The organism is Mycobacterium sp. P4_H6 (assembly GCF_056400845.1).
The window spans coordinates 1-19229 of the sequence record NZ_JBFUKN010000026.1 but is presented as its reverse complement, the minus strand read 5'-3'; the positions used below and the strand labels follow the sequence as shown (position 1 = coordinate 19229).

21 protein-coding genes and 2 tRNA genes are annotated in these 19229 nt (G+C 67.1%); 10 read left to right on the top strand and 13 right to left on the bottom strand.

From position 1 onward, the window contains the following. The first annotated feature begins 6 nt into the window (after positions 1 to 6). Together acpS and AC1DTF_RS13205 are read left to right on the top strand one after the other, a co-directional pair. The gene (gene acpS, locus AC1DTF_RS13210) at positions 7 to 396 is read left to right on the top strand and encodes a holo-ACP synthase AcpS (protein ID WP_057169473.1); all 390 of its coding nucleotides are present in this window, start codon (positions 7 to 9) and stop codon (positions 394 to 396) included. Positions 397 to 674: 278 nt separating this feature from the next. Beyond that, a complete protein-coding gene (locus AC1DTF_RS13205) occupies positions 675 to 2015 on the top strand; it encodes a M20/M25/M40 family metallo-hydrolase (protein WP_477474364.1) in 1341 nt (446 codons plus the stop codon). Here AC1DTF_RS13205 and bcp read toward each other — a convergent pair. After that, positions 2004 to 2477 carry a thioredoxin-dependent thiol peroxidase gene (gene bcp, locus AC1DTF_RS13200; RefSeq protein ID WP_057169475.1) on the bottom strand — a complete coding sequence of 158 codons (474 nt, stop codon included), beginning with the start codon at positions 2475 to 2477 and terminating at the stop codon, positions 2004 to 2006. The two genes, AC1DTF_RS13205 and bcp, sit on opposite strands and share 12 nt — an antisense overlap. 92 nt (positions 2478 to 2569) lie before the next feature. On the opposite strand from bcp, the gene AC1DTF_RS13195 reads away from it, so the two are divergent. Next, a complete protein-coding gene (locus tag AC1DTF_RS13195; protein ID WP_057169984.1) occupies positions 2570 to 2797 on the top strand; it encodes a DUF3618 domain-containing protein in 228 nt (75 codons plus the stop codon). On the opposite strand, the gene AC1DTF_RS13190 is transcribed toward AC1DTF_RS13195, so the two are convergent. Next, a complete protein-coding gene (locus AC1DTF_RS13190; protein ID WP_156409334.1) occupies positions 2784 to 2963 on the bottom strand; it encodes a hypothetical protein in 180 nt (59 codons plus the stop codon). The genes AC1DTF_RS13195 and AC1DTF_RS13190 overlap by 14 nt on opposite strands. A gap of 559 nt (positions 2964 to 3522) precedes the next feature. Here AC1DTF_RS13190 and AC1DTF_RS13185 point away from each other — a divergent pair. Beyond that, positions 3523 to 5205, top strand: a complete 1683-nt coding sequence (locus tag AC1DTF_RS13185) for a cellulase family glycosylhydrolase (RefSeq protein ID WP_477474363.1) — start codon at positions 3523 to 3525, stop codon at positions 5203 to 5205. Between the two features lie 2 nt (positions 5206 to 5207). Here the strand turns inward: AC1DTF_RS13185 and AC1DTF_RS13180 are convergent, their stop codons facing one another. The 4 genes from AC1DTF_RS13180 to AC1DTF_RS13165 form a co-directional block, all read right to left on the bottom strand. Then, positions 5208 to 5630, bottom strand: coding sequence for a hypothetical protein (locus AC1DTF_RS13180; protein WP_477474362.1), 423 nt, complete (start codon positions 5628 to 5630; stop codon positions 5208 to 5210). Between the two features lie 253 nt (positions 5631 to 5883). Further along, positions 5884 to 6267, bottom strand: a complete 384-nt coding sequence (locus tag AC1DTF_RS13175; RefSeq protein WP_477474361.1) for a hotdog fold thioesterase — start codon at positions 6265 to 6267, stop codon at positions 5884 to 5886. After that, positions 6264 to 7685, bottom strand: a complete 1422-nt coding sequence (locus AC1DTF_RS13170) for an acyl-CoA synthetase (RefSeq protein ID WP_477474360.1) — start codon at positions 7683 to 7685, stop codon at positions 6264 to 6266. Before AC1DTF_RS13170 ends, AC1DTF_RS13175 begins: the two co-directional genes overlap by 4 nt. Continuing rightward, positions 7682 to 9022 (bottom strand): SLC13 family permease, encoded by a 1341-nt coding sequence (locus AC1DTF_RS13165; protein WP_477474359.1) that lies wholly within the window; start codon positions 9020 to 9022, stop codon positions 7682 to 7684. The genes AC1DTF_RS13170 and AC1DTF_RS13165 overlap by 4 nt, the downstream gene beginning before the upstream one ends. Positions 9023 to 9125: 103 nt before the next feature. Here AC1DTF_RS13165 and AC1DTF_RS13160 point away from each other — a divergent pair, with 103 nt between their 5' ends. Then, on the top strand, positions 9126 to 9875 hold the full coding sequence (locus AC1DTF_RS13160) for an IclR family transcriptional regulator (protein ID WP_057169985.1): 750 nt from the start codon (positions 9126 to 9128) through the stop codon (positions 9873 to 9875). 75 nt (positions 9876 to 9950) lie between these two features. Here the strand turns inward: AC1DTF_RS13160 and AC1DTF_RS13155 are convergent. Continuing rightward, positions 9951 to 10026: transfer RNA gene (locus AC1DTF_RS13155), tRNA-Lys, on the bottom strand. 161 nt (positions 10027 to 10187) lie between these two features. Between AC1DTF_RS13155 and AC1DTF_RS13150 the strand changes: the two genes are divergently transcribed. Next, positions 10188 to 11408 (top strand): L,D-transpeptidase, encoded by a 1221-nt coding sequence (locus AC1DTF_RS13150; RefSeq protein WP_057169481.1) that lies wholly within the window; start codon positions 10188 to 10190, stop codon positions 11406 to 11408. Here the strand turns inward: AC1DTF_RS13150 and AC1DTF_RS13145 are convergent. Together AC1DTF_RS13145 and AC1DTF_RS13140 are read right to left on the bottom strand one after the other, a co-directional pair. After that, positions 11405 to 11884 carry an SRPBCC family protein gene (locus AC1DTF_RS13145; RefSeq protein ID WP_477474358.1) on the bottom strand — a complete coding sequence of 160 codons (480 nt, stop codon included), beginning with the start codon at positions 11882 to 11884 and terminating at the stop codon, positions 11405 to 11407. The two genes, AC1DTF_RS13150 and AC1DTF_RS13145, sit on opposite strands and share 4 nt — an antisense overlap. Next, positions 11881 to 12570, bottom strand: coding sequence for a DUF899 domain-containing protein (locus tag AC1DTF_RS13140; protein ID WP_477474357.1), 690 nt, complete (start codon positions 12568 to 12570; stop codon positions 11881 to 11883). The genes AC1DTF_RS13145 and AC1DTF_RS13140 overlap by 4 nt, the downstream gene beginning before the upstream one ends. Before the next feature lie 136 nt (positions 12571 to 12706). On the opposite strand from AC1DTF_RS13140, the gene AC1DTF_RS13135 reads away from it, so the two are divergent. Beyond that, a complete protein-coding gene (locus AC1DTF_RS13135) occupies positions 12707 to 13462 on the top strand; it encodes an SDR family oxidoreductase (protein ID WP_477474356.1) in 756 nt (251 codons plus the stop codon). Here the strand turns inward: AC1DTF_RS13135 and AC1DTF_RS13130 are convergent. Then, positions 13459 to 13881: a MerR family transcriptional regulator gene (locus AC1DTF_RS13130; protein ID WP_477474355.1), complete on the bottom strand. Its 423-nt coding sequence runs from the start codon at positions 13879 to 13881 to the stop codon at positions 13459 to 13461. The two genes, AC1DTF_RS13135 and AC1DTF_RS13130, sit on opposite strands and share 4 nt — an antisense overlap. Positions 13882 to 13937: 56 nt before the next feature. On the opposite strand from AC1DTF_RS13130, the gene AC1DTF_RS13125 reads away from it, so the two are divergent. Next, positions 13938 to 14912 (top strand): oxidoreductase, encoded by a 975-nt coding sequence (locus AC1DTF_RS13125; RefSeq protein ID WP_477474354.1) that lies wholly within the window; start codon positions 13938 to 13940, stop codon positions 14910 to 14912. A gap of 55 nt (positions 14913 to 14967) precedes the next feature. On the opposite strand, the gene AC1DTF_RS13120 is transcribed toward AC1DTF_RS13125, so the two are convergent. Both AC1DTF_RS13120 and orn read right to left on the bottom strand, forming a co-directional pair. Continuing rightward, positions 14968 to 15040: transfer RNA gene (locus AC1DTF_RS13120), tRNA-His, on the bottom strand. Positions 15041 to 15086: 46 nt separating this feature from the next. Then, positions 15087 to 15716 carry an oligoribonuclease gene (gene orn, locus AC1DTF_RS13115; protein WP_477474353.1) on the bottom strand — a complete coding sequence of 210 codons (630 nt, stop codon included), beginning with the start codon at positions 15714 to 15716 and terminating at the stop codon, positions 15087 to 15089. A gap of 81 nt (positions 15717 to 15797) precedes the next feature. On the opposite strand from orn, the gene AC1DTF_RS13110 reads away from it, so the two are divergent. Further along, positions 15798 to 17381, top strand: coding sequence for a helicase HerA-like domain-containing protein (locus AC1DTF_RS13110; RefSeq protein ID WP_477474352.1), 1584 nt, complete (start codon positions 15798 to 15800; stop codon positions 17379 to 17381). Positions 17382 to 17459: 78 nt separating this feature from the next. Here the strand turns inward: AC1DTF_RS13110 and cmrA are convergent, their stop codons facing one another. Next, entirely contained in the window at positions 17460 to 18266 is an 807-nt protein-coding gene (gene cmrA / locus AC1DTF_RS13105) for a mycolate reductase (protein ID WP_477474351.1), read from the bottom strand. Positions 18267 to 18299: 33 nt separating this feature from the next. Here cmrA and AC1DTF_RS13100 point away from each other — a divergent pair. After that, positions 18300 to 19229 (top strand): MFS transporter (locus tag AC1DTF_RS13100; protein ID WP_477474350.1); only part of this gene is annotated, 930 nt, incomplete at its 3' end.

Genomic DNA, 19229 nt, shown 5'->3' with positions numbered 1-19229 from the left:
TCCGGAATGGGCATTGTTGGGGTAGGGATCGACCTGGTGTCGATTCCGGATTTCGCCGAGCAAGTTGACCAGCCTGGCACCGTTTTCGCCGAGACCTTCACGCCGGGGGAGAGGCGCGACGCCGCGGACAAGAGTTCGTCGGCGGCGCGTCACCTCGCGGCGCGGTGGGCGGCCAAGGAAGCGGTGATCAAGGCCTGGTCGGGGTCGCGCTTCTCGAAGCGGCCGATGCTGCCGGAGGGGATCCACCGCGACATCGAGGTGGTCACCGATATGTGGGGTCGTCCGAAGGTGCGGTTGTCCGGCGCCATCGCCGAGCACCTCAAGGATGTGACGATCCACCTGTCGCTGACCCACGAGGCCGATACCGCCGCCGCGGTCGCCGTTCTCGAAGCTTGATCCCGCGAGCGTGCGTGTCCGAGGCTGGACACGCACGCTCGTGCAGGAGTTTGCGCACGCTCGTGAGTCAGCGGCCATGCCGGGAGCTCGGACCTGCTGCATGGTCACACGTTCCTACGTGGCTTCAGTCTGGCCACGGGTGGACCGTGTGAAGCTGAAGCGGTGTACGTGATCCGGCGGTGAGACRTACACGGTTTCAGTTTCGAACGGTGGAGCGCGAACTGACTGAAACCTGGTTGGCGCCCGGCCAGGTGTGCGCCGCGGGCTAGCCTTGAGCCATGACCGATGTTGCCGCGCGTGTCCAGGAACTGCTGCCCTCGGTGCGTGCCGATCTCGAAGAGCTGGTGCGCATCGAATCCGTGTGGGCCGACCCAGCGCGCCGGCCCGAGGTGCAGCGCAGCGCGGAGCTGACGGCGAAGTTGTTGTCGCAGGCCGGTTTCGGTGATGTCCGCACGGTGTCCGAAGGCGGAGCGCCCGCGGTCATCGCCCGCCACCCGGCCCCCGAGGGCGCCCCGACGGTGCTGCTGTACGCCCATCACGATGTGCAGCCCGAGGGCAACAGTGCGCAGTGGCACTCACCCCCGTTCGAGCCGACCGAACGTGACGGCCGGCTGTACGGCCGCGGCACCGCCGACGACAAGGCCGGTATCGCAACGCATCTGGCGGCGTTCCGGGCGTTCGACGGCAATCCGCCGGTGGGCGTGACCGTCTTCGTCGAAGGCGAGGAAGAATCCGGTTCACCGTCGTTGCCCGCGCTGCTGGACGCCCACCGCGACCTGCTGGCCGCGGACGTCATCATCATTGCCGACTCGGACAACTGGGGTGTCGACATCCCCGCGCTGACAGTGTCATTGCGCGGTCTGGCCGATTGTGTGGTGGAGGTCGCCACCCTGGACCACGGGCTGCACTCCGGGCTGTGGGGCGGTGTGGTGCCCGACGCGCTGAGCGCGCTGATCCGGCTACTGGCCAGCCTGCACGATGACGAAGGCAACGTCGCCGTCGCCGGCCTGTACCAGGCGAGCGCCGCCGACGTCGAGTTCAGCGAGGAGCGGGTGCGGGCCGACTCCGGTCTGCTCGACGGTGTCCAGCAGATCGGCTCCGGGCCGGTGGTGCAACGGATGTGGGCGCGCCCGGCCATCACCGTCATCGGTATCGACACCACGCCCATCGACAAGGCGTCGAACACCCTGGTGCCCAGTGCCCGGGCCAAGGTGAGCATGCGGGTGGCCCCCGGCGGCGACGCCCGGGCGCACCTCGCGGCACTGACACGGCATCTGGAGGCGCACGCGCCGTGGGGCGCGAAGGTCACCGTCACACCCGGCGATGTGGGGCAGCCGTACGCCATCGACGCGACCGGCCCGGTGTATGACGCTGCCCGGCAGGCCTTTCAGATCGCTTGGGGCCGCGAGCCGATCGACATGGGGATGGGCGGGTCGATCCCGTTCATCGCCGAGTTCGCCGCCGCGTTCCCGGACGCCAAGATCCTCGTCACCGGGGTGGAGGATCCGGGCACCCAGGCGCACAGCATCAACGAGAGCCTGCACCTTGGGGTGCTGGAGCGGGCGGCGACCTCGGAGGCGCTGTTCCTGGAGGCGCTGGGGAAGGCCTCAGACCGATAGGTCGCGGCGCAGCTTGGCCACGTGGCCGGTGGCCTTCACGTTGTACTGCGCGACCTCCACGACACCCTTCTCGTCGACCAGGAAGGTCGACCGGATGACACCCTGCACCGTCTTGCCGTACATGGACTTCTCACCGAAGGCGCCCCAGGCGGTCAGCACCTTCTTGTCCGGGTCGGACAGCAGCGGGAACGTCAGGCCCTCGGCGTCGCGGAATTTTGCCAGCTTCTCCGGCTTGTCGGGGGAGATGCCGATGACGTCGAGGCCGGCGTCGTTGAGCTCGGCGAGACTGTCGCGGAAATCGCAGGCCTGCTTGGTGCAACCCGGGGTCGACGCCGCCGGGTAGAAGTACACGATCACCTTGCGGCCTGTGAAGTCGGACAGCTTGACGGTGTTGCCGTCTGCATCGGGGAGGCTGAAGGCGGGTGCCTTGTCGCCGACTGCCAGCCGCGGGGTCTGTGCCATGCGTCGTATACGCCTTTCTCGTCGACCGGGGCAGCGTGGTCGGCTCCGGCTGCTCTAGGGTAATTCGGTACGCCGACAACATGGAGGACACAGTGGCTGATCGGGATCCCGAGGCGATCAAGAAGGACATCGACCAGGCTCGTGATCAGCTGGCCGCGACGGTGGACACCCTCGCCGTACGCGCGAATCCTCAGCGCCTCGCCGACGATGCCAAGGCAAAGGTCGTGGCGTTTGTGACGAAGCCGCCGGTGCTGGTGTCGCTGGCGGGCGTAGGCACTGTCGTCGTGGTGTTGGTGATCCGCCGGATCAGGCGCCGCTGACGCTGTTGTAGCGGCGGCGACGCGGTCGCAGCCAGTTGGGCAGCGACACGGTGGGCGGGTTCGCGGTCCGGCCGAGGCGACTGCAGCTGATGACCGTGGCGACGCCCTCCGGCGGCGCGCCCTCCGGCATGGCGGCCGAGGAGCTCGGTGCGCTCTCGACTGACATCAGCTAATACCTCGTTTCGCACTTCGGTGGTGCGCTGCATCCGGCTCACGATGCTGTGCAGCTAACTTGACCCTAGCACGCCGACGGGCCCTCGGCTGCACTTCTCATCGCGCATCTACCTGCATATTTGCGTTTCGCAGCTACTTTTTCGTCCCGCGTCATCCGCAAGAAAACCACCGTGAGGGTCTGTTCCAGCACATCTGCCAGGCTTTTCGTGGTGTTTGCAGGACTAATTGACGTCGGCGTTGGTGGCAACCGTAGCACCGGCGCCGAGACGCTGGCGGCGATTACAGGTGAAGATCGCGTTACCGGAACCAGCACCAAGAGATCTGCCGAGTGGCGAATTCTTGCGATCTTGATACGGGTAGCGAATAGAGTCATGACTCAGCGTCCCTGTCGGGGGAGACGCCGGGATTGACGGGACGCCCTGATGAATCGCCATGACATCGGATTTCGGCACGTCGCCAACAGAATTGTCATCGGTGGCGTGGTTTCTGCCTTGGTGTGCGGCGGCGCGGGCACTCTTTACGTCCCTGCGCCTCGGCCGGCGGTGTATCACGTGCAGCCGACGGCAGCCATTGTCGAATCGTCATCGACCCTCGGTTTCGCGGATTCCGATCTGTACCAGCTGTCGACGAGCGAGATCGACCAGCAACTCGACATGATGCAGGCGCTCGGTGTCCAGAACGTGCGCATCAGCATCGCCTGGGCGTCCGTCGAGGCGCAGCAGGGGCAGTACAACTGGACTGCCACCGACTACGTCATCAATTCCGCGCACGAACGGGGCATGGGCATACTCGGTGTGCTCAACGAGACCCCGGCCTGGGCCGGCACCCCGGTGCTGGCCGGAATGCCCAATCCACAGGTCTTCGGTCAGTTCGCACAATTGGTCGCGCAACGCTACGCGGACGAAATCTTCGCCTATTCGATCTGGAACGAACCGAATGCGGTGAATTCCCTGGATCCGGTGGATCCGGCGGCGTACACGACGCTGCTTCAGGCGGCTTATCCGCTCATCAAGCAGGTCGGCGTCGACAACGGCGCAGAAATCACCGTGATCGGTGGTGTGGTCGGGGCGGGTCTCACCGAGGGAAACGTCTCGATGAACCCGGTGGATTTCATTCAGGGCATGTACGACGCCGACGCCAAAGGTTTCTTCGACGCGCTGGCATTTCACCCGTATGACTACACGTTGGATTTCTCCGACGGTGCGAATCAGGCCGGCTCGCCGCTGAAGCAGCTCCAGCAGATCCTTGCCATCATGGCCGAGAACGGCGACCAGGATCTCAAGGTATGGGCCACCGAGTACGGCGAGCCGACCACTCCGCAGTACTCCGAGCAACAACAATTCGATTTCATCCAGGACTTCCTGGCCACCTGGCCGACGATCGCCGGTACCGGTCCGATGTTCCTCTACACGCTGGTGGACACCGATTCGGGCAGCTCCAACAAGCAGGACAACCTCGGCGTCTACTACTCGGATCTGACGGCGAAGCAGGCCGTCCAGGCGATCATCGACTACATCAACGCCATCCCCGGGCCCAACGAACCGACGTCACCGACCAACCCGCTCATCGCCGCGATCAAGGCCGCCGTGCAGTGGGTGGGCGCAGCGACCAGGACGGTCCTCCGCACCACTGCCAACGCCGTCGTCAACGTCGCCGATGTCGTCGGGAACGTGGTCAAGAGCTTGGCTCGGGCGACGGCTTCGGTCATCTCCGGTGGTGTGCGGCTGGCGGGTGCGGTGGTCACCGGCATCGTGCAGGCGGTGGCTAACGCGGTGCGCGGCGTCGCCGGCGTCGTCAAGGGTGCGGTGGGTGGTGTGGCCGGGGCAGCGAGCAATGCCCGGGTGGCGGCGGCTGACCCGCCGGCCGCCGCCCACGGCCCCACGGCGCTGCGCGCCGCGTCGGGTCGGGTAACGCCGGCCCTCGCGGCAGATGCAGATGACGTGACCGCAGCGGAGCCGGATGCCGGTGTGGCGACGTCGCGCTCGGAGAGCAGCGGGCCCGCAGTCGTCTCGGCGAGAACCGCGCGGCAGGCCGATGAGCCCGATCGCGACCTCGAAGAGCCTGCCGCTGAGGATCTTTCCGGCCCTGCGGACCTGGAGACTGCTCCCGAGGACGACGAGCCGGCGCATGAGAACGCGCCGGGGGAATCCGACACACCCGACCCCGAGTCCGCCGGAACGGAGCGGGAAAGCTCATCGGCGGACGCTGGCGAATCTGCACCGGCCGCGGCGTAACCTCAGGCCGGGCCGATGACCGGCTGGTACCAGTACTCACTGGTGCCGGTCAGCACCGCGCCGACGAGTTCGTCGGTGACCAGGACGCCGGGGGCCGGGGGATCGGCCGGCGCGGACACCACCGGTTGTGGCGCCAGCGCCCGAGGGTCCCGTTCGACGACGGTGTCGAAACCCGGAATGGGTTCGGGGTTGTGTGCGCATTCCGTGCGGAAGCGATCTTTGCCCAACAGGAGTTCGCTGACGGCCGACGCGGCACCGGCGAGTTCGGCCGTGCCGGCAATGCACGGAGTGAATATGTGCAGGGCGGATTCTGTCGGGCCGAAGGCCGTCGCGGGCGTGGCCGGCACCAGCGGGGACTGGGCCAGCGTCTGAATCTGAATGCCGCATCCGCTCAGCGTCCACACCCCTACCAGCAGACAAGGCACTGCAGATCGGAACGTGACAAGTCGGCCGTGTGCCATCGCAGGTCCTCCCACCCTGGCACCCTCCCCGCGGAGCGCGTCCTGATTCCTTGTATTCAGCGTGTTGTGCGGCTATGAGGAAAAGGCGGTATTAATTGACGCGATGGCTAATTCAATGCGATGGATATGTATTTGCTGAGCAAATTGTGATCATGGCACAGCGTGTCGTGCAATGGCGGCTTTTCGGGTGGCTTATCTTCGACTGTTCAGTGCCGCATCAGCGGGCGCGCCGGGTCGCTCTGCCGGTGGCGCGCGCGATCGCGGCGTCCTCGCCGGCCCTGGTGAGCCGGACGACGAAGATGTCCTCGCGGGCCAGCCGTTCACCCACCGCCGCCACGGCCACCAGTTCATCGCCCTCACGGGCCGGCGCCAGGTAGTCGATGTGAATGGAGCTGACCACTCCGCTGTGGGTGTCGTTGTTGGCCGCCGCCGCCAGCGCGGCGCCCACCACACTGAACAGCAGCGCGCCGTGCGCGGTGCCGTGCGGGTTCAGATGGTCGGGTCCGACGGTCAGCGTGGCGGTCGCCTCACCTCCGCCGAAGTTCTGCACGGCGATGCCGAGGTGGCGGGCGTAGTGATCGGTCTTTTCCTCTGTGCTCACATCAGCGCTTTCTTCTGGACTTTGCCCATCGCATTGCGGGGCAGGGCGGACACGAAACGGATCTCGCGCGGACGCTTGTGCCAGGACAAATCGTCGGCGACGTGGGTGATGAGTCGTTCGGCGAGATCCTCGCCGGCGGAGTCGGATCCGGTGACGACGAACGCGACGATGCGCTGGCCCAGGTCGTCGTCGGGTGCGCCGATCACCGCCACCTCGGCCACCTCGGGGCGGGCGAGCAGTGACGTCTCGATCTCACCGGCCCCGATCCGGTAGCCGCCGGATTTGATGAGGTCCACCGATTCCCGCCCGACGATGCGGTGGAAGCCGTGTTCGTCGATGGCTGCCAGATCGCCGGTGACGAACCAGCCGTCCTCGGTCCAGCAGGACGCGGTGATGTCCGGAAGGTTCAGGTAGCCGTCGAAGAGCATCTGGCCGCGCACCTGAAGCCGGCCGATCGATTCGCCGTCGTGCGGCACGGGTCCGCCGTCGTCGGCGCGGATCCGGGTCTGCGCGCCGGCGACGGGCTGTCCCACCCAACCCGGCCGACGTTCGCCATCGGCGCGGGTGCTCAGCGTGATCATGGTCTCGGTCATGCCGTAGCGCTCCACGGGGGCGTGGCCGGTCAGTTCGCGCAGCCGCTCGAACACCGGAACCGGCAGTGGCGCACTACCACTGACCAGTAGCCGCGCTGAGGACAGCGCCTTGGCCGCCTGCTCGTCCTGGGTGACCCTGGTCCACACGGTGGGTACGCCGAAGTACATGCTGGCCCCGGCCTGGGCGTAGCGCTCCGCCGTGGGTTTACCGGTGTGCACCAGCCGGGATCCGATGTGCAGTGAGCCGATGATGCCGAGGATCAGGCCGTGGGTGTGGAACAGGGGCAGGCCGTGCGCCACGGTGTCCCCGGCCGTCCAGCCCCACGCCTCGGAGAGTGCGTCGAGGCCTGCGGCAATGGCGTGTTGGCTCAGCAGCACGCCCTTGGGGGCGCCGGTGGTGCCCGAGGTGTAGAGGATCATCGCGACCCGTCGTGGGTCGACCGGTTTCGGCGGCGCTGCCTCGGCGATGCCGAGGTCGGGTGCGGCGGTGGGTAGTTCGACGCCCTCGCGCCCGGGACCGACCCACAGGGTGGCCCCGGAATCCGCGAGGATGTGACTCACCTCGGCGTGCCCGACATCCGGTGGCACCGGCACCACCGGTATGCCTGCCAGCAGGCAGGCGGTGACGGCGATGACAGTGTTCAGCGTGGGCTCGGCGTTGACGGCCACCACCGGTACACCGCCGCGGGCGCGGATGTCGGTGCCGAATGCCGAGGCGATGGCCCGTAACCGTTTGCGCGACAAGGACTCACCATCGATGGTGATCGATCGGTCATCGTCGGCGGTGTCATCGTCGAGCAGTGCGTGCAGCAGGGGCCGGGTCATGAGAACGCCATCGCGGGCAGGATCAGCACCAGCGTCAGCGCAATCGGACCGACCACCACCATCGAGAGTCCCCATCGCGTGAGCAGCTTCGTCATCCGTGGGCGGGCCTCTTCGTCGACCGTGGTGGCCACATAGGTGGCGCCGACGGTGGAGAACGGCGACACGTCCACGATGGATGCGCATACGCCGATGGCGCAGATCAATGCCCAGCCCGGGATGCCGCCTTCGGCGATCAACGGAAGTGCCAGGGGGACAAGGGCGGCCAGCATGCCCGTAGTGGAGGCGAAGGCCGAGATCAACCCGGCGGCCGCGCAGAGCAGGACGGCTGCCACCAGGGGCGAGCCCAGGTGAACCGCGCCTTCGCCGAGCATGTCGACCACGCCCATCTCGGTGAGCACACCGACGTAGGTGATGATGCCGCCGACGAGAAGCACCGAGCCCCAGTCGATCCGGCTCATCGCCTTCTTGCCCGAGGAGGCGTCGAGCAGTGCGGCGATCGCGCCGAGTCCGTAGCCCAACACGCCGATGTCCGGCGTCATGCCGAGCAGGGACATCACGACGACCGCGGCGATCAGCACCAGCATCATGGCGATGGTCAGGATCTGCATCCCGCTCGGGCGCTCGGGCGCGACGAGTGCCTCATCGTCGTTGTCGCCGATATCCAGTGTGGAGCCGCCGTATTGGGGCAGCGCGGCGCCGCGGGCGACCATTGCCTCGCTGAAGGCCGGCGCTTCGGCATGGAACCGTTTCTTGCGGCCGAACATCACGTAGGCGACCGCCAGCAGGACCAGGTTGAGCGCGACGGCCACCCCGAAGAGCAGCAGCGGGCTCAGTGCGATGCCGGCCTCGTTGGCGGTGCCCCAGGTGATGATGCCGAACAGGCTGGTGGGTGCGAACGCGCCGGCGCTCAGGCCTGCGCCCATCGCGAGCGCCATCAGCATCGGGTCGATGCCGCGCTTGTGCGCGATGCTCATGCCCATGGGCGCCATGACCAGGCCGCCGAGCGGTGCACCCATGGCCGAGATGACGGCGGTGAGCGCGAAGAAGACCGCGGGGAACAGTGTGTCCCGATTTCCGACCCGGGCCAGGGAGGCCTGGATGAGCCAGTCGATGGTGCCGTTGCTGTGCGCGATCCCGAAGAAGTACGTCACGCCCACCAGCAGCACCAGGATGCTGAGCGGGAACTCGCCGATGACCTCGGTGAGGCTCAGGTCGGCGAGCCAGAGGCCGACGATGCAGGCGACCGGGAACATCACGATGCCGATGTTGACGTTGCGGATTGCGGCGATCGCGAATACCGCTATGAAGATCCCGAGAGCGATCAGTTGCGCCGTCATGTGTTGCACCTCCTAGTGCTGAATGGTCCGCAGAATGGACCGTTGGTTCGTCTGATAGACCGATGTGCTGTAACCTAGCTCACAAGCGATGGAGGAGGCAACCTTGGCCACAGAGAGCGTGGTGTCGGCGTTCCGGGTGCTCGAAGCGGTGGCCGAGGAGCAGCCGGTGGGGCTGTCGGAATTGGCGCGGAAGGTCGGCCTGCCCAAGAGCACCGTGCAGCGCGTCCTGCTGACGCTGCAGGAGGTCGGCTGGCTGCGTCCCACCGAGACGACACCGACCCGATGGCAGCTGACCTACCGCGTCGTCGCGGTGGTTGGGCGCGCCGGCGGCGGGGAGAGCCTGCGCGACATCGCGGTCCCGGTCATGAACGAGCTACAGCTGGCCACCACGGAGACCATCCACCTCGCCGCACCGGACGGTGATTCGCTGGTGCTCGTCGAACGCCTCGACACCTCGCACCGGTTGCGCGCGTTCCTGCCGCTGGGTGAGCGCATCGCCCTGCATGCCTCGGCGACGGGACTGGCGTATCTGTCAGCGTGTGGGCCGGGCTACCTCGACGACTACCTCGCCGGACCGCTATCGGCTCAGACCCCGGACACCATCACCGACCCGGACCGAATTCGCGCTGTGGTCAACGAGGTTCGCGAGCGCGGCTATTCGAAGAACATCGGTGGTCTGTCGCTCGGCATCAGCTCGCTCGGGGCGCCCATCGTGGGGCCCTCCGGCGCCGTGGCCGCGCTGTCGATATCGGGGCCGAGCAGTCGTATCACCGAGGACCGCTTCGAGGAACTCGGCACGCAGGTGCGTGACGCCGCGGCCAGGATCAGCCGCGGGTTGCGCGGCGAACGGTAGGCCCTCAAACGACAAAGCCGTCAAACGACAATGCCGTCAAACGACAAAAGCCCTGCCGAAGCAGGGCCTTTGCGGTGGTGCGCCGTCAGGGTTTCGAACCCCGGACCCGCTGATTAAGAGTCAGCTGCTCTACCAACTGAGCTAACGGCGCGCGTTGGAGACAATAACAGCACCGACGCGCAGAGGTGAAATCCGCATGACAATGCCGGGTCCGGGCTGCTTGCGCGGGGCCAGTTGTCGGTCGTTCCCTTAGACTATTGCCAAGTAGCCGTGATCCCGCGGGTTCTTGTGAAACAAAGTGGAGCAAAACAGATGGTGCAGGTCTCGCCGGTGGGCAGCGCGCGTCGCCGCAAGGCATGGCCAACCGTGATGGCGGTGGCACTGACCATGGTGTTCGCCGTCGCCGCATGCAGTGGCAATCAGGCCCCCGAACAGCCGAAGACCATCGCGGACAAGGGCACCCCCTACGGCGATCTGTTGGTGCCCAAGCTCACCGCATCGGTGACCAACGGTGCGGTCGGCGTCACCGTCGACGAACCCGTGAAGGTCAGTACCGAGGGCGGTGTCCTCGGGCCCGTCAGCCTGATCGACGAGGACGGTGCGCCGGTCGCCGGCCAGCTCAGCGCGGACGGCTTGACCTGGTCGACCACCGACCCGCTGGAATACAACGCGAGCTACACGCTCAACGCCCGCTCCTCGGGCCTCGGCGGCCAGGCCGCCACCCAGGCAACGTTCGAGACGCACTCGCCGGAAAACCTGACCATGCCCTACCTGTTGCCCAACGAGGGTGAGGTTGTCGGCGTCGGCCAGCCGATCGCGGTCCGTTTCGACGAGAACATCATCAACCGTGCGGCCGCCGAGAAGGCCATCAAGGTCACCACCACCCCCAAGGTGGACGGCGCCTTCTACTGGCTCAACAATCGCGAGGTACGTTGGCGCCCAGCCGAATACTGGAAGCCCGGCACCAAGGTCGACGTCGAGGTCAACACCTACGGCGTGGAGCTAGGCGACGGCCTGTTCGGGCAGGACAACGTCAGCACCAACTTCACCATCGGCGATCAGGTGATCGCGGTCGCCGATGACTCCACCAAGACGCTGACCATCCGCCGCAACGGCGAGGTCGTCAAGACCATGCCGATCTCGATGGGCAAGGACAGCTCACCCACCAACAACGGCGTCTACATCATCGGTGACCGGTTCGCCGAGCTGGTGATGGATTCGTCCACCTACGGCGTTCCGGTGAACTCGCCCAACGGATATCGCACCGAAGTGGACTACGCCACGCAGATGTCCTACAGCGGCATCTACGTGCACGGCGCGCCGTGGTCGGTGGGCAGCCAGGGGTACAGCAACGTCAGCCACGGGTGCCTGAACGTGAGCACCTCCAACGCGCTGTGGTTCTACGAGAACACCAAGCGCGGCGACATCGTCGAGGTGGTCGGCACCGTGGGATCTCAGCTTCCCGGCACCGACGGCCTCGGCGACTGGAACATCCCCTGGACCCAGTGGAAAGCCGGTAACGCCAGCACCTAGGTGGCGCAACGCTCCAGTGCGGCAAGCGATTCCTGGATATATTTCTCCGGGAACGGCGGCATGCCGCCGACCTGATCGCGGAAGCTCTGCGGGGTGYCGGTCCAGTCGTAGGTGATCGTCACATCGGTGCCGTCACCGTTGGGCGCCAGGTCATAACGCCACCACCAGCCGCCCGGCTCATGCTCGCCGGCCTCGTTGAGCTGCCCCGGCAGCCACCCGATGGTGCGGTCGCGCTCGAACTCGGTGACCAGGTTGTGCATCACGTAATGGCCGCCCGCGAACTCCAGGAACATGTTGATCACGAAGATCTGACCGGTCCCGGTGATGGGTTCGGGGTCGACGGCGTCGCGCACCCAGTCGCCGGGCTCGGTGTCCTGATGGCGTGCCGGGTCGGCCAGCACCTCGAACACCGCGGTCGGGCTCGCCGCGATGGTGCGGGTGACGACGTAGCGCTCCTGGTCCGTTTGGGTGCTCATGCGTTGGCTCCTTCGCCGTAGGCGCGGGCGACATCGGGGGAGTCGAGCCACTTCGAGTAGGTCGGCGACTGCGGCCAGCCGTCGGGGGAGTCCTGCCACACCTCCTGGCGGCCGAAGGGCAGCAGGTCGATGAGCGCGAAGCTGTGGCTGAGCTGTTCGGTGCCGCGGCCGTCGGTGTGCCAGGTGCGGTAGACGGTATCGCCGTCCCGCAGGAAGACGTTCACCGCGAAACCCGTGCCAGGGGCCGCGCCCACGTCCGCGCCGAAGGAACTCTCCGACGACGAGTACCAGTCCATCTTGTTGCCGACCTTGCGCTTGTAGGCCATCGCCTCGTCGATGGGCCCGTTGGTGACGATGACGAACCGGGCGTCGTAGTTGTCCAGGAACTCCAGCCGGGTGAACTGTGAGGTGAAACCGGTGCACCCGCCGCACTGCCACTCCGCGCCGTCGGACCACATGTGGTTGTAGGTGATCAGCTGGGAGCGGCCTTCGAACACGTCGGCCAGCCGCACCGGCCCGTCCGCGCCGATCAGGGTGTATTCGGGCAGTTCCACCATGGGCAGAGCGCGGCGCTGGGCAGCGATCGCGTCCAGTTCACGGGTGGCCGCCTTCTCGCGGCGGCGCAGGTCCTCAAGGGCGGTCTTCCAGGTGGCGGTGTCCACCACGGGAGGTTTCGCGGTCGTCATGGAGAGTCTCCTTTCACAGCGGTTCGTGTCTGTGTAGACCCACTGTGCGGTCTGAATTCATCGCGCGCGGTACTGTCCGACCAACAAAGGGTGTCCTAAGCCCGGATCGACCGAGGGAAAGCGAGCTCTACAGACCATGAGTGGTGAAGGTTCCGACATCGCCGGATTGCGTGTGCTCATCGTCGGTGCGTCCTCGGGTATCGGGCATGCGGTCGCAGTCCGGGCCGCCGAGCGCGGCGCCAAGGTGGCGGTGGCCGCACGCCGGACGGACCTACTGGAGGCGCTGGCCGAGCAGATCGGCGGCACGGCGTTCGAACTCGACGTCGAGGACCCGGCGGCCATCGGACGGGTGGTGGACGCCGCCGCGGAGACCCTCGGCGGATTCGACGCGGTCGTCTTCACCAGCACGGTGGCCCCGATGGCACATATCGAGGACACCGATATTGCCACCTGGATTCACGCCTTCAATGTCAACACCCTGGGCGCCAACAGCGTGCTGCGTGCGGTGCGGCCGCACCTGTCCGACACCGGCGTCGTGCTGATCACGTCCAGCCACGATGTGGGCCGGCCGCGCGCCGGGGTCGCGGCCTACAACGCCAGTAAGGCGGCGCTCAACGAGATCCTGCACTCCTGGCGCAGCGAGCACCCCGACCTGGCGATCGTGCGGGTCGGCATCGGCCCGACCGAGGACACCGAGATCCTGCGTGGCGCCGACCGCGAACTGCTGTCCCTGTTGTTCAAGTCGTGGACGAAGCACGGCCAGCTGCCCGAGCAGATGTCGGCGCTCAATGATGTTGCCAACACCCTGGTTTCACTGGTCGGCACCGCCTACCTGAACCCAACCGTGGTGCCCGAGGTCGTGCAGTTGGCACCGCGGGTCCGGCGGGGCTAGCGGTCGGTCGGGTCCCACAGACCGTCGGCCTGCCCGCGATTCAGGTGGTCGGCGTAGATATCGACCTTGCGGACGATGACCTCGCGGCACTCCACGAGCGCCTGAATCTGCGTATCCACCCGTCGGCGGTGGCCGTCGAGCAGCTCGAGTCGCTCGGCCTCGTTGCCCGGCCCCTGCCGCACCAGCGCGGCGAATCGCCTGAGATCCGCGAGCGGCATGCCCGACTCACGCAGCTTCACGCAGATCTGCAGCCACTCCACGTCGACGGCGGCGTACTGGCGTCGCCCGCCGGTGGTGCGCCGGACCGGACCGACGAGCAATCCCTCGCGCTCGTAGAAGCGCAAGGCATGCACGCTGAGGCCCGTCCGCTCGGCGACTTCACCGATGCTCAGGGGCTGGGCGCCCGCGTCGACCGTCATGGCGTCGATTCTTCCAGCTTGATCTAGACCTCGCTCTAGGTTCTAGCGTCGCGGGAATGACTGATCGGTGCACACCTACTCCCCGGTTCTCCGCTACCAGCACCGCGGCCGACGTGCTGTCCGGTATCGACTTGACCGGCCGCACCGCGGTGGTGACCGGCGGCTACTCCGGATTGGGACTCGAGACCACCCGCGGCCTGGCTGCGGCCGGAGCTCGAGTCATCGTCCCGGCTCGCCGGCCCGCTGTCGCACGATCCGCGCTCGCCGGCCTCGCCGGCCTCGACGGCTGCGACGTCATCGAGATGGACCTGCTGGACATCGCGAGCGTCCGCGCGGCGGCCGCACAGATCGTGGAGTCCGTCGGCAGGCTCGATCTGCTGATGGCCATCGCCGGCGTGATGGCCACCCCGCTGCGGCATGTCGGACCGGGGTGGGAAAGCCAGTTGGCCGCCAACCACTTCGGGCATTTCGCCCTCATCTGCGAGCTGTACCCACTGTTGGCTGCGGCCGGCGGTGCCCGTGTGGTGGTCAATTCCTCTGCCGGACATACGTTGACCGACTTCCGTTGGCATGACCCGCATTTCCGCACCGGCTATGACAAGTGGCTGGCCTATGGGCAGGCCAAGACTGCGAACGCCCTGTTCGCCGTGCATCTCGATGCGCTCGGCCGCGATGACGGAGTGCGTGCGTTCGCCCTTCATCCGGGCAAGATCATCACCGGTCTGCAACGCGAGATGTTGCGCGCCGAACAGATCGAGCGGGGCTGGGTGGACGAACACGGCACGGTGATCGGACCGGGCTTCAAGACCGCCGCCCAGGGCGCGGCCACCGGGTTGTGGGCGGCGACGTCGGAGGTCTTGGTGGACCGGGGTGGCAGCTACCTGGAGGACTGCGCCATCGCCGCGGTCACGGCGCCGGACACACCGATGGACGACGGGGGCGTGCGCGCCTATGCCATTGATCCCGACAGGGCCGAGCGGTTGTGGGGGCTTTCGCTCGCAGCGACGGGTGCCATGCCCATCGGACACTGATACTGGCTCTGAAACGCAAACGGTGGGAGGGCCAAGAGGCCCTCCCACCTGCGCGGGTGGCTGACGGGACTCGAACCCGCGACAGCCAGGATCACAACCTGGTGCTCTACCAACTGAACTACAGCCACCATTGCCGCCTCAGCGGCGTTGACGATCTTAACCGCATCGGGGCCGTTAAGCCGAATCGGTTTCCTTCGGCGTGCTGCCCGCCGGGCCAAGCTCGGCCGCGACGGCGGCGATTTCGCTGGTCGACGGCCCGGGAGCGGCCACGAAGGCGGTCTGCCGGTAGTACTTGAGCTCCTGGATCGACTCATGGATGTCGGCCAGCGCGCGGTGCGCGAGACCCTTCTCCGGCTGGCCGAAGTAGATGCGCGGGTACCAGCGGCGGCACAGTTCCTTGATGGAGCTGACGTCGATCATCCGGTAGTGCAGGAAGGTGTCCAGCGTCGGCATGTCGCGGGCGATGAAACCGCGGTCGGTGGCGATCGAATTGCCGCACAGCGGAGCGGTATTCGCCGACTTGACGTGGCTGCGGATGTAGTCGAGCACCATGGTCTCCGCGGTGGCCATATCGATGTCGGATGCCAGCACCTCCTTGTCCAGCCCGGACTTGGAGTGCATCTTGGCCACCACCTCGACCATGCCGGACAGGTCCTCCGGTTCGGCGTGGATCACCACGTCGATACCGTCACCGAGGACGTTCAGGTCGGCGTCGGTCACCAACGCCGCAATCTCGATGAGCTTGTCGGACTTCAGGTCGAGCCCGGTCATCTCACAGTCGATCCACACCAGTTCTTCACGCACGGAGATCCACAGTATTCCCACCGCCGACAAGTTGCTGCCTGCACCTGCCCTGTAGGTGCGTGTTCAGTAGTGTCTGGACCCATGACCGCAGAATCGACCGCGACCCCGGCTCAGCAGATCGCCGCAGGTTATGCCGTTGAAGGCCAGGCTTTGGAGCTGGGCACCATCGTCGTCGACGGAGTGGTCGACCCGAATGCCCAGGTGCGGATTCCGCTGGCGATGGTCAACCGGCACGGCCTGGTCGCCGGCGCCACCGGCACCGGCAAGACCAAATCCCTGCAGGTGATGGCCGAGCAGCTCTCGGCGGCCGGGGTGCCGGTGCTGATGGCCGACGTGAAGGGCGACCTGTCCGGGCTGTCGCGGCCGGGGGAGAGCAGTGAGCGCACCTTGGAGCGCGCCGCCGACACCGGCGACACCTGGGCAGGCACCGCCTACCCGGTGGAGTTCCTGTCGCTGGGCACCGAGGGCATCGGGGTGCCGGTGCGCGCCACCATCACCAGCTTCGGCCCGATCCTGCTGTCAAAGGTGCTGGGGCTCAACGCCACCCAGGAGTCGACGCTCGGGTTGATCTTCCACTGGGCCGACCAGAAAGGGCTGGCGCTGCTGGATCTGAAAGATCTGCGCGCGGTCATCCAGTTCCTCACCAGTGACGAGGGCAAGCCCGAACTCAAAGCGCTGGGCGCGGTTTCGACGACGACGGCCGGGGTCATCCTGCGCGCCCTGGTCAACCTGGAGGCCGAGGGCGCCGACACCTTCTTCGGTGAGCCCGAATTGGAGCCCAAGGACCTGATCCGCCTCGACGCGCAGGGCCGCGGCGTCATCTCGCTGCTGGAGCTGGGCGCCCAGGCCGCCCGCCCGGTGATGTTCTCGACGTTCCTGATGTGGGTGCTTGCCGACCTGTTCACCACGCTGCCCGAGGTCGGCGACGTCGACAAACCCAAGCTGGTGTTCTTCTTCGACGAGGCGCATCTGCTGTTCAACGACGCGTCCAAGGCGTTCCTGGAGCAGGTCGAGCAGACCGTGAAGCTGATCCGGTCCAAGGGCGTCGGGGTGTTCTTCTGCACCCAGCTGCCCACCGACGTGCCCAACGATGTGCTCAGCCAGCTCGGCGCCCGGGTGCAGCACGCGTTGCGGGCGTTCACCCCCGACGACCAGAAGGCGCTGTCCAAGACGGTGCGCACCTACCCCAAGACGAAGGTCTACGACCTGGAGAGCGCGCTGACCTCGCTGGGCATCGGGGAGGCCATCATCACCGTGCTCTCCGAGAAGGGCGCACCGACGCCGGTGGCGTGGACCCGGATGCGGGCGCCGCGGTCGCTGATGGACACCATCGGCCCGGACGCCATCAAGGCCGCCGCGGCTGCCAGCCCGCTGCAGGCGACCTACGGGCAGACGGTCGACCGCGACTCGGCCTATGAACGGCTCACCGCCCGCCTCGCCCCGCCCGAACCAGAGCCCGTCGACCAGTTGCCGCCGCCGCTGCCCACCTCGGGCGGTTCGGCCGAGGCCGACGGCGCGGTGAAATCGCGGGGCACCGCCGAGCCCAGTTTCCTGGACAAGATGGCCAGCAGCCCGGCCTTCAAGAGCGCGATGCGTTCGGCGGGCACGGTGATCGGCCGCGAGATCACCCGCAGCATCTTCGGCACCGGCCGTCGCCGCCGCTGACATGAACCGCCGAAACTGTATTCCAGAAGGGCGTTACTCGAACTTCGCCGTCCGGAACACAGTTTCGGCGCGAAAAGGCTACTGGCCGCCGAGCTTCTTGTAGACCGCACCGACGATCGGGGTGACGATGGCCCGCGGCGCGTACCCGCTGGCCACCGACATCGCCTTGGACGTCAGGCCCGGCACGATGCGCATCTTGTTGGCTTCCAACGCGTCCAGGGACACCTTGGCGGTGTACTCGGTGTCGATCCAGAGGAAGTCCGGGATCAACCGCTCCACCAGCGACTGCTCGGAGACATCCGGCAGCTCGGTGCGCACCGGCCCCGGCGCGAGCAGCGTGACATGCACGCCGTCTTTCTTGACCTCACCGCGCAGCGATTCGCTGAAGGTGTTCGCGAAGGCCTTGGTCGCGGCGTAGGTGGCGTTGTTGGGGATCGGTGAGTTGCCCGCCGCCGAACCCGAGATCAGGATGCCGCCGGCCTTGCGGGCCAGCATGCCCGGCAGCACCGCGAGGCAGAGATCATGCACGGCAATGGCATTGAGCTGAACCTGGGCCCTCTCGCCGGCCGGGTCGAGCTTGGCCAGCGGACCGAAGGTCGCCGTCCCGGCATTGGCGCACAGGATGGAGATGTTGCGGCCGGCGAGCTCGTCGCACAGCACATCGCGGGCTGCCGGGTCGGCGAGGTCCACCGCCCGCACCTCCACGGTGACATCGTGTCGTTCGGTGATGCGCTGGGCGAGCTCGGTGAGCACCTCGCCGCGGCGTGCGGTGATGATCAGGTGGTGGCCGCGGGCGGCCAGATCGAAGGCCAGGGCCTCACCGATGCCCTGGGAGGCTCCGGTGACGACTGCGCGGGCGTCGGGATGGGGCGCGGGTACAGGCATGCCGAAATCGTAGGGACCATTAGGGTGACGCCCATGAGCAGCCCCGGGTCGGCGCCCGATCAGGCCCGGCGGTCACAGGTTCTGTCGTGGGTTCTCTACGACTGCGGGGCCACCGCGGTCAACGCCATCGTGGTCACGTTCGTCTTCTCCGTCTATCTGACCGACGCGGTCGGTGCCGGGTTGCCCGGAGAGATCACCCCGTCAACCTGGCTGGGCTGGGCGCTGACCGCCGCCGGCATCATCGTTGCGCTGCTGGCGCCGGTGACCGGCATCTGGGTGAACGCCCCGCACCGTCGTCGCCGGGCTCTGACCCTGCTGACCGGTGCGGTGGTGCTGATGGTCGCGAGCATGAGTTTCATCCGCACCGATCACAGTTACCTGTGGGCCGGGCTGGCGCTGCTGGCGTTCACCGCGGCCTGCAACGACCTGGCGACGGTGCCCTACAACGCGATGCTCAGCCAGCTGTCGACGCCCGCGACGGCCGGCCGTATCTCCGGGGCCGGTCTGGCCGTCGGGTACGGCGGCAGTGTGGGTCTGCTGTTGATCGTCTACGCCGGGTTCATGGTCGGTGACGGTGGCCTGCTCGGATTGCCGACCGACGACGGGCAGAACGTGAGCGCCGCGATGCTGCTGACCGCGGCCTGGTTCGTCGTCTTCGCATTGCCGCTGCTGCTCAAGACGCCCAGAGTGCCCGTCGACGCCGAGCACCGCACGGTCGGCTTCTTCGCGTCCTACGGAAAGCTGTGGGGCGAGGTGCGCAGCGAATGGCGCCGTGACCGCAACGTCGTCTACTACCTGATCGCCAGTGCGATCTTCCGCGACGGGCTCACCGGGGTGTTCACCTTCGGGGCGGTGCTCGGTGTCAGCGTGTACGGCATCTCTCCGGCCAGCGTGCTGCTGTTCGGGGTCTGCGCGTGTCTGGTCGCGGCGGCGGGGGCGGTGGCCGGCGGACTGCTCGATGAC